We start from the raw sequence: 9783 nt of genomic DNA, 5'->3' as shown, positions 1-9783 counted from the left end.
TTGTAGTAGGTGTTTCATTAGGCCTTCCTTTATTTTTATTACTTCGTGAAATACAAATAGAGAAGAAATTAAAAGGCTGAATCTAGCGAATTTATTAAGCAAACGGGACACGATAGCCTAATAAACAACTAAGACGCGGCTACCGGTTATGGATCGGCTGCCGCGTTGTGCTAACGGGCAGTAGAGTTTAATGGTATAAGGTAATAACACCCTATATACAATCAGGAACATATGTTCTAAAATATGGAGGCGATGTCATTTCCAATTTATAGGAGGTATTGATTTGAAGAAAACAATTACTTTTAGTTCCAAATGGTTTGACCATGAGTTTGAATCAATGATCGCTTCGAAGCTGAGGTCGAAGTTTCCAGAAGTCATGTTTTCTCATGTACAGGACTCGGGAGGACATACTTCTTTGGAAGCCTGGGAAGCTTGGGAAAATAGTACAGGTCTTGATATTCGAATGGATATTAGTGATGAACAGGTTTTTAAGAAAAAGGATTATGAACTAACACCTTTCCTGAATAATTCTGACGTCAAACTTCAGTCCTTTATACCAACTTTACTTAAGTCGGTTTCCAATGAAGAACGAATATATGGTCTACCCTTTGGTGCAGGAACAAATTATACGCACGCACTCTTTTATAATGACAATATTTTTGCAAAGTTTAATGTCCCAGTCCCCGAACATGAAATGACGTGGGATCATGTAATAACATTAGCAGCAAAAGTAACAGGGACAATCGATGGTATACCTTATTGTGGATTGGACATAGGGGATTGCACTTTATTAAAAATGCAGATGGGAATTAGGTTTCTTGATCCTGAAACGCACCGACCAAAACTGTGGGAAGGTGACTGTAAGGAATATTTCCGCATTATAAAAGCTGCCTACGGAATACTAGGGAATGTTCAAGATACCGATGAACGTATATTTGTTTCCGGTAGAGCATTTCGTCGAAATGGAACTGTTGCAATGTCCATAGACTCTCCTGAGATGTTCAGCAAAAAGCTTTCATTTAAGTTAGGGGCTGTAAGTTTCCCTCAGATTAATAATAATCTTAGAGTTCCGTCATTAAATGATTCTGGATGGTTTTTGACCTTACATCCTAACTCAGAACATAGGGAAGAGGCGTTTGAGGTTATATCTTATTTAGTGTCGGAAGAAATCCAACTTTATCTTTCTAGAATTGGCCGATTTTCTTCCTTATCAGACAGAAAATACGAGGCGGATTATGGACAGGATAATCCGAATTTCTCAGGAACTAACATAGAATGGGTGTTTCAAGGACTAAAAGCAGGTTGGGCAAATCCGCAAAGCCCATATGAGGATATGGCTGGAAATATTGTTAGAAGTGAAATGGAACGAGCTGTGAGGAAAGAAATCCAATGGGACGAGGCAATTGAGATAATGGAAACACGAATTCTTGAGAAATTAAGCACTGAAATGCACGCAGATTTTTGATGGCTTTATTAAGCTAACTGGGAACGATAGTTTAAATGGACGTACACAGGAAGTCACTGCTTCCTTGAGTACGTTCATTTTTTGTATAATATAGCCAAGGATCATACATCCCTTAAAATGTTTCAATTACCAATAAAAGGATGTTCCGTTTTTCTTGACAAACACAACATAAGTACTAGCTTTATGCAATAAAAGAAGCTCCGGATAAGTTTCCAGAGCTTCTTGATAAATTAAAGCGATTTGGTTACTTTCAACTACCATGATATTATACCAAACATTTGTTCGTATAAAAGACAATTCTGAGCCAAAGGGATGATCAGATTTAGTTATAGTTATAAATGACGTTAATCAACATCAGAACAAATGGTAGAATAAACGTTTCTTCTGCCATTTAGTGCATAAACTTTGATGTCGAGATTGGACTTCTGTTTGTTTTTCAATAGTTGATTATTTTATCTAGTTCAATTTAGTATCTTTCTGAATTTTATATATTAAACTATTTTGAAAGAGGATGATGATATATGAGCGATCGTGAGAGGCTAACCAAATGGTTTGATTTTACGCCGACAACACAGACACCTGCACCGATCCCAATCACAGGATCATTTTCAAACCAACTACCAATTCCTATACCATCCGGTACTACAGCATTAACAATTATTAATCAAGTTGTTACTCTAGGAACCATTACTTTGAAACACATTCATAGGGATGACCGAATCTATCTTACAGCAACAGTTGTATCTTTTAATAATAGCAGAGCGGAGAGAGAGCCCCAAATACAGTACCAAATTGTACGGGATAATGTATTCGTCGTTATGAGTGTGATAGATACTAATGATGACGGTGGTGCGTTTTATACAACTTCTTTTACAGCTGCAGAGACGAATGTTCCCCACGGGAAACATAAGTATCATCTGCAAGCCATTTTGCTTACTCCTGTAGATCCTACTAATTCCGCAGCTAACATTCTTATTAGAAATTTTTCTTTAGAAGGTACAGTTCTTGATGAAAATAACACCTAAGCTGCGTCGAGCGGCTTTTTTTCAGACGGTCATTAGTAGATTTGAGACTATCGAGATCGCGAGATAAAAAAAGGGCCACCCGTAAAGGATGGCCTTTAAACTTGCCGTTACAGACAGCGCGGAGAACGGTACCATAGATAACAGCTGAGATCATTAAGCTAACAGAGAACGTTTGTTGAAGAAGAACATAAATGAGCAGGTGCCGCGGCAGCCTGCTCATTTTATTGAACTACAGGGCAGTTATCTTCAATAACATAACGTCCCGTTGTATAATTATGGAAATACATATTGAGGTGACTTATTATGGGTAATAGAAGCTGTGCAGCCATTATAAGCAACGATTCAGTTCTTATGGTTCGCCAAACATATAAAGGTGAGACCTTTTGGACATTTCCTGGTGGGAGAATCGAGTAATCGGAAACGCCAGAAGAATGTGCAATTAGGGAGACTTTCGAAGAGACGGGATTAGAAATCGAGCTTACCAAAAAAGTCTGCGAATTATTCAATGAGAGGATAAACGGTAATTATTATTGTTACTTAGGTGAAGTCATTGGTGGGAACGCTGGATTAGGTTCGGACCCTGAGTTATCAGATGACGCCCAGGAACTACAGGAATTAAAATGGATTCCCATCAAAGAGATGCAAGGGCATCCTGAAGTGAAAAGGTTACTACCTTATTTGTAGGTTTATAGGTGCCGAGTTCATTGAACTAACGGAAAACGAGAGTTAGGTAAATGTAACATGATTGAAATCTTATTTTCATGTGGCATTAATGAGTCAAGCTTATAATAAAACTCGACCCCCTTTTTAATATAAACTTAGACCCTCAGCCCGTCGCTGTGGGTTTCTTTTTTCTATTCAACTAAAGGGCAGGATTGTTGATTAACTTCTCCATTTATTACCTATTCATTTTTTGTTAATTATATCTCATAATTATGAAACAGCGTATATAGTTACATAAGAAAAGGCGGATACATAAGTGCGAAAATTTAAGATAACTATTACAATTTTTTTACTACTCTCTTCTATATACGTGAAACCATCTTTTGCTTGTGGTGGATGTATGGGCGAGAATCCAAAGCCCTCCTTTGTTGATTGGTTTTTTACAATAGGCTCATTCGTCACATTCATGGGAATAATTATTCTGTCTCTTATTTTAGTAATAAAAATTTGGAGAAATAAAAGAAATTCAAAGCGTTATTAAACTAAAGCAGAACTATAGTTTAATCACGACATGAAGACAGCCGGCACACGATCGGCTGCCTTTGTCAGTTGAAGTAACGGGCAGATTAGTTTAATAAGAAGAAGGTAATTCTAATGTTAATAATTGTTTGAACATAATTGCAAAGCGTTTCTTATCGGAGGAAAATATGATCTGGAATTGGATCGGAACTATAATTTGTTGGATAATTGCTTTAATAGCAATTGCTTACGGTTTTTATCTTACGAAAGAAGTACATAAAAAGAAAAGCGTTGTTGATTATGCAGTTATGCCAAGTTTTTTTAACATTTCATCTGATACCTTTATAGGCTGGGTTTTCGGAGCGATTACTGGAATAATATTCGGTCTATTTGTGGGACTATTCTTCAAAATATTGCCTTGCTGGTTAGCAAGAGGTATTCATTTTGCGATTGGAATTGGATTTTTTGCATTAGGATTTTATTTATTATAAATACAGTAATTAAGCAAACATTTTAACGGAGAACGTTAGTTCAATGAAACAGCGACAGCTAGGACTTTATTTTCTCGTCCTTGGCTGTCGCTGTTTCGATTCATAGGGTTCAGTCTAATACATATTTTATTGAGTCTGACGGTTTAGCGATTGGTAAAGCCGCGTGTAAATAAAGACATTCGGTCTAACGCTTTATTTTCTATGGACAATAGGGTCTTAGACTGCCGCTGTTACTATAGAGTTTTACCGAGCCAATCTCTTAATTTCCCACCGACGAGAAACTATTCCCAAGCCCTCTGACAGTTTTGAAGTCCATGATGAGCCTTAATGTCATTGCTGTGACATCTCTTTGTGAAACGCCTCATCCAACAACATGATTTCTGCTTTTTGATTGACGGCATGGTTCCCAAGCTTTACATCAATGATAAAGTCATTGCTCAACATCTGACGGTAACGAGAAATAATATCGTTGTCTGGCAATTCCCCCATTGCCTTCGTTTCAGGTGGGATTACGGGAATTCCGGCTTGTTCTACCAGATGAATGTTTTGTTTAATTTCAGCTGCGATCTTACGTAGAATGCTTTCACTTTTTGCAGTCTCTACCTCTACCATTCCATCATTTGTGTAGAAATGCTTGTTGACGATAGCCAAAGCAGTATGACAAATATGGAATGCTAAAATATCTTTTTGGATTTCATAATGCAAATCCACCGTTTCAAATAGTTGAGCAAGTTCTTTTACTCTTTCGGTTACCAGTCCATTAATTTCACCAAAAATGGTTCCTTGATGTTTTTCGGATCCGAATTGGGCATATAGAACATTATCTTTGATGTCTCCTCCAGCACCCGGGAATCCTGGGAGTAACCGGTCGCCCACGATTTCAAGCCAGCCATCATACCCAATGGTGTTGGTCAAGGTGACAATGGTTTTACTCTGATTATTCTTGATCACAGTCAGGGCAGAATCGGCCTGATCATACCGTACGGGAACAAAAATGTAATCATAAATGTCATCGTCTTCAAGCTTTTCTATCGTCTTAATTGATATTTGCTTTATCGTTCCCTTATCGTTGTATAGTAGTCCATTCCTTCTCAGTTTATCCAGCCTATTTCCGCGTGCCAGCACTGTTACATTCATTCCGTACTGTGCAAATCGGAGAGCATAGACACTGCCAATCACACCAGAGCCAAAAATCAAGAGTCTATTTTGTTTAGTGTTCATTATAATCCTTCCTTTCAGCTAATTAGTCACTATTTGCTTAAGCAACACCAGTTGTATAAAATAATAGTACCGCATTCTAATGATTTCAACCGGCAGATGTAGTGGGAAGTTGCATAGACAACACCTTAGGATATTTGATGTTTAAGAAGGGAATGGATATGGTGAATCTGCAAGATCCAAGGGTTTTGCGTACACGACAGTTAATAAGGGAAGCATTTAATGAATTGTTGCGGAGTAAAGGATTTGATGCAATAGCCATCAAGGACATCGCACAAAAAGCTACCATTAACCGCGCTACCTTTTATGCCCATTATGAAGATAAATACGCTTTGCTTGACGAGACCATCGAACAGGCTTTTCTCGGGATGATTCCTGAAGAAGTGATGCATGCGAGGGAGTTTACAGGTGAAATATGCGGTCAGTTGATCTTGCTGACACACCGCTATATTGTAGATTTTTATCGAATATGCAGAATGGATTCCAAATCTATTGCTAAGATTGTCGATGAAAAAATAAAGAAAATGTTGGAGCAAACAATAGAGAGCATATTTTTGAAAGAAGTTAACCACCAAATGGCAGTCCAACATCATACAAGGATCTTGTCGGCCATGACAGGCTCAGCGATTTATGGTGCTGCATATTCTTGGTTTAGGGATGGGGAAAATGATCGAATTGAGTTACTCGTAGACATTGTTCGTCCCTATGTGATGAATGGTCTGGATTTGTATCACAAGTGATGGATATTTTAAAAAACTCGCCATTCGATTGCGCCAGCGTCGATCACTGTGGGGTTTGAAATGCCCAACCAAAGACTGTGTTGCAGGTTCACCAGTCTACAACTTAATGTTCTGAGTCTAATACTTTATTATACAGTCTAAAGACTGCCGTTGGTCTTATTATGCTTATTATCCGGATTATATCGGTTTGCAATTAAGAAATTCGAGTAAATTCAACAGATCTAGTCTAACACTTTATTTTCTTCGGACAATAGATCAGCTTTCATGGGGGTCTTTGTTAACTTGATTGCTGTTGTCAGCAGAAAATAAAGTATTAGACTGAAAAATATAGTGTTAGTCTAGGAAAGGCTAAGAAAATAAAGTTGTAGACTGGACCGATGGCGTTAAGCTAACGGGCAGAATAGTTTGGTAATCATATCCATGTTACAATGTAGTTAACATATTTAATGAGGGTGGATAAACCATTATGGAGAAATACGCCAAAGTCATGGGAGTTAATTTCCCAAAGATGACGTTAGACCGTACAATAGAAGTTCTCACTGATGTAATTGAAGAGAAAAGACCCGAACTCTTTCATGTAATAACGGTTAACCCAGAGATCACCATGGCTTGTCAAAAAGACACATCGTTACGCTTAATAATTGATGAAGCAGGTCTGATTACAGCTGACGGTATTGGAATTGTAATGGTATCTCGTCTAAGAGGTGGAAATCTTCCCGAAAGGGTTACTGGATACGACACGTTGTTAAGGTTACTCGATTCTGGGAACCAAAAGAAATGGTCTTTTTATTTTCTGGGTGCAGATCCGCTAACTAATGAAAAAGTGTGTGAGGTTATACGCAAAAAGTATCCTGCCCTTTCAATATTAGGTAGACACCATGGTTTCTTTAAACAAACTGAAGAAGATAAGATTGTCGAAGAAATTGGAACCTTAAAGCCTGATATTTTAGTGGTTGCACTGGGAGCACCTTATGCAGAAAGATTGATTCATAAGAATAAATCAAAACTAAATGCGAAGATTGCTATTGGTGTTGGAGGTAGTCTTGATGTAATTTCAGGAAAAGTAAAGGAGACCCCAGAAAACTGGAAACGGCTAAACTTGGAATGGCTTTACAGGTTGATTAAACAACCTTCAAGATGGAAGCGACAGTTAATCTTACCTAAATTCGCAATTCGTGCACTAACGTTTAGAGAAAAGTAAATCGTCGTTCCATTGAACTAACGGGACACGATAGTGCAGGAGCTTTCATATGCCATCTCTTCTATTGGTTTGTTTAAATAATGGCAGGATGATGGGACAATGATGCCGAATTACTTTTAAATTAACAATGAGGTCGTTCGATACATGAGACGAGTATTGGAAGGCGGGTAATAGAGATGATTGCACAAGCTATTATTATAAAAAATGGACATGTATTAATGGTGAAGCAATACGTGGAACGGGGAGATGTTGTTTGGAATTTCCCTGGTGGCAGCATTGAAGAAGGTGAAAGTCCAGAACAAGCATGTATTAGGGAATTAAAAGAAGAAACAGGATATGACGTTCAAGTAAACGGACTGTTAAATGAGATAAACAAAAAATTCAGCTTTTTGGCTGAAATTATTGGAGGAGAACTATTCCTCGACACTAACAATCAGGATAATGAGGACATTATAGAAGTTGCGTGGATTCCGTTAAATGACTTTGGAAAATTTGACCCTATTACCATGCCAGTGTTGGAACTTGCAAGAAAGTAATGCTACGCTAACAAGAACGAAAGATACACAAATGAAGGGCTGCCGAGTGGCAGCCCTTCATTCCGTTAACGGGCAGATTAGTTCGGAAAAATCATGAAAATGCTATAAATTATTTGTTGTATATGCCCAAAGAATGTAATGCAATATGCACACAATAATTAAACAAACACATTGGATATATAAATGGTTTTGCTTAATGCTTTTAAAGATTTTGCTGAGTGAAAAAATGTATGCAAAAGCAAATATCAATATCATAAGTAGGCTCAAAAATGTTTCGTGATATAATACATAACCACTTGGTCCCCAAAATCCGAGACGCATTGACAAAGGGAGTGTTAATATAAAAAGGAAAGCGTAAAAAAGACTAACTAAAGTTGATATAAATATTTTCATGTGTAAAAACTCCATTCACATTACATTTGTAGAAAGTATATGAATACCTTAACATTAAGCTTTATTACCGTACAACATGAGAAAATTGGGTGTCCCACAAAGTGACTTGCTACCTTTATGGTAGGGTTAAATATTAAAACTTGTTAGGGGCTATTAGTTGAACGATCCAGAGGGAGCAGATCTGCCGTGGCAGCTGTCTCCCTTTTCGCATTAAAGAAACGGGCAGAAATCGTCGCTTATCATAAAATTATAATGATACTTTCCATTAAGTAGTGATCCGATTGGTGCTAAAATCCTAGGTAGCGGAATCTAAATTGTGAAAGGATGATGTAAGTGTTTTTTAAAACTTGCCAGGTTCAAGAGATTCGGCATCTCATTCAAGAATATACTCAAACACTATCCTCGCCATTTGACTCTTTTTTGGAGGAGCACATTCTCTCGTCGGATTTTTATGTGATTCTTGAAGAATCAAACGAGATTGGTTATTATGCAATTCATCACGGCCGTCACGGCCAATTACTGACGCAATTTTACGTTCGGCCATCCTATCTAAAGGCTGCTCAAGAGTTATTTTACCAAGTGATTAAAAAATATAATGTGGAGTCACTCTTTGTTCCGACCTGTGATGAGTTGTTTGTAAGCTTAGCTTTAGATAAAGACTTTCACATCACCAAGCAGGCTTATTTTTTTCAAGATAGTCGTCTAGAATTGATGGAGAAAGAATCGTTAAAAGGTGATATTTTTGGTCCGGCAACATTAGATGATCTCTTGCCCATGCAAGAGGCGTGCGGGGATTTTCTCGATCATTATGAAAAAAGGATTACGAATGGAGAACTCTTTACCTATTACAGGGGTTCTGTCCTGCTTGGAGTTGGAGTTCTTGAAAGGAGTAAGATGCTTGATGGATTTGCTAGTATAGGCATGTTTACAAATGAAAATTATCGTAAGCAAGGGATTGGGAGGAACATTATTCTTAAGTTAAGAAAATGGTGTTATAGCCAACAATTAGCGCCGATTTGCGGATGCTGGTACTATAATGAGGCATCAAAGAAAACCTTAGAAAGTGCAGGCATGATTACAAGAACCCGACTTTTAAATATTAAAGTAATTTTGCCCGAACATATTGAATAACTTACTACTTACCATAACAATCAGCGCAGAACCGTAACACAGTAATAGCTAGGCCATTGCGCTAACGGGTAACGATAGTTTAAATGGACGTACATAGGAAGTCACTGCTTCCTTGAGTACGTTCATTTTTTGTATAGTATAGCCAAGGATTATATACTCCTTAAAATGTTTTAATTCCCAATAAAAGGATGTTCCGTTTTTCTTGACAAACACAACATAAGTACTAGCTTTATGCAATAAAAGAAGCTCCGGATAAGTTTCCAGAGCTTCTTGATAGATTAAAGCGATTTGGTTACATTTATTCAACTAATGGGCAGTTATGCTCAATAATTCACACTACATATATGGAAATAACCACTGTTTTAGTTGACTTATCAACTACTTTGGTATATTCTTTCATG

8 protein-coding genes and 1 pseudogene are annotated in these 9783 nt (G+C 37.5%); 8 read left to right on the top strand and 1 reads right to left on the bottom strand.

Translation table 11 applies throughout. The features are described 5' to 3' along the window. Positions 1-283 precede the first annotated feature (283 nt). The 4 genes and pseudogenes from GC093_RS09870 (at position 284) to GC093_RS09855 (ending at position 4163) form a co-directional block, all read left to right on the top strand. Entirely contained in the window at positions 284-1465 is a 1182-nt protein-coding gene (locus GC093_RS09870; protein ID WP_171651702.1) for an ABC transporter substrate-binding protein, read from the top strand. 521 nt (positions 1466-1986) lie between these two features. Next, positions 1987-2490 carry a hypothetical protein gene (locus tag GC093_RS09865; RefSeq protein WP_171651701.1) on the top strand — a complete coding sequence of 168 codons (504 nt, stop codon included), beginning with the start codon at positions 1987-1989 and terminating at the stop codon, positions 2488-2490. A 429-nt stretch (positions 2491-2919) separates the two neighbouring features. Beyond that, positions 2920-3174 (top strand): annotated as a pseudogene (locus GC093_RS36880) (NUDIX hydrolase); the annotation flags it as partial. A gap of 686 nt (positions 3175-3860) precedes the next feature. Next, the gene (locus GC093_RS09855) at positions 3861-4163 is read left to right on the top strand and encodes a hypothetical protein (RefSeq protein ID WP_171651700.1); all 303 of its coding nucleotides are present in this window, start codon (positions 3861-3863) and stop codon (positions 4161-4163) included. Between the two features lie 330 nt (positions 4164-4493). On the opposite strand, the gene GC093_RS09850 is transcribed toward GC093_RS09855, so the two are convergent. Next, positions 4494-5384 carry a ketopantoate reductase family protein gene (locus GC093_RS09850; protein WP_171651699.1) on the bottom strand — a complete coding sequence of 297 codons (891 nt, stop codon included), beginning with the start codon at positions 5382-5384 and terminating at the stop codon, positions 4494-4496. 185 nt (positions 5385-5569) lie between these two features. On the opposite strand from GC093_RS09850, the gene GC093_RS09845 reads away from it, so the two are divergent. From GC093_RS09845 to GC093_RS09830, 4 genes are all read left to right on the top strand, one after another. Further along, positions 5570-6121 carry a TetR/AcrR family transcriptional regulator gene (locus GC093_RS09845; RefSeq protein WP_246314009.1) on the top strand — a complete coding sequence of 184 codons (552 nt, stop codon included), beginning with the start codon at positions 5570-5572 and terminating at the stop codon, positions 6119-6121. 466 nt (positions 6122-6587) lie between these two features. Continuing rightward, entirely contained in the window at positions 6588-7322 is a 735-nt protein-coding gene (locus GC093_RS09840) for a WecB/TagA/CpsF family glycosyltransferase (RefSeq protein ID WP_171651698.1), read from the top strand. 176 nt (positions 7323-7498) lie between these two features. Next, the gene (locus GC093_RS09835) at positions 7499-7858 is read left to right on the top strand and encodes an NUDIX hydrolase (protein ID WP_171651697.1); all 360 of its coding nucleotides are present in this window, start codon (positions 7499-7501) and stop codon (positions 7856-7858) included. A 726-nt stretch (positions 7859-8584) separates the two neighbouring features. After that, complete coding sequence (locus tag GC093_RS09830; RefSeq protein WP_312886494.1) at positions 8585-9382, top strand: GNAT family N-acetyltransferase; 798 nt, start codon at positions 8585-8587, stop codon at positions 9380-9382. Positions 9383-9783: the final 401 nt, after the last annotated feature.

It is taken from the genome of Paenibacillus foliorum (assembly GCF_013141765.1).
GTDB lineage: Bacteria > Bacillota > Bacilli > Paenibacillales > NBRC-103111 > Paenibacillus_S > Paenibacillus_S foliorum.
Note: the sequence above shows the minus strand (reverse complement) of the source record. Positions and strands in the feature narration are given on the sequence as shown.

Bases quoted from the DNA above. Each gene is read 5' to 3' on its own strand.
- GC093_RS09835 (WP_171651697.1), top strand. From the start codon at position 7,499: ATGATTGCACAAGCTATTATTATAAAAAATGGACATGTATTAATGGTG.
- GC093_RS09850 (WP_171651699.1), bottom strand. From the start codon at position 5,384: ATGAACACTAAACAAAATAGACTCTTGATTTTTGGCTCTGGTGTGATT.
- GC093_RS09865 (WP_171651701.1), top strand. From the start codon at position 1,987: ATGAGCGATCGTGAGAGGCTAACCAAATGGTTTGATTTTACGCCGACA.
- GC093_RS09855 (WP_171651700.1), top strand. From the start codon at position 3,861: ATGATCTGGAATTGGATCGGAACTATAATTTGTTGGATAATTGCTTTA.
- GC093_RS09840 (WP_171651698.1), top strand. From the start codon at position 6,588: ATGGAGAAATACGCCAAAGTCATGGGAGTTAATTTCCCAAAGATGACG.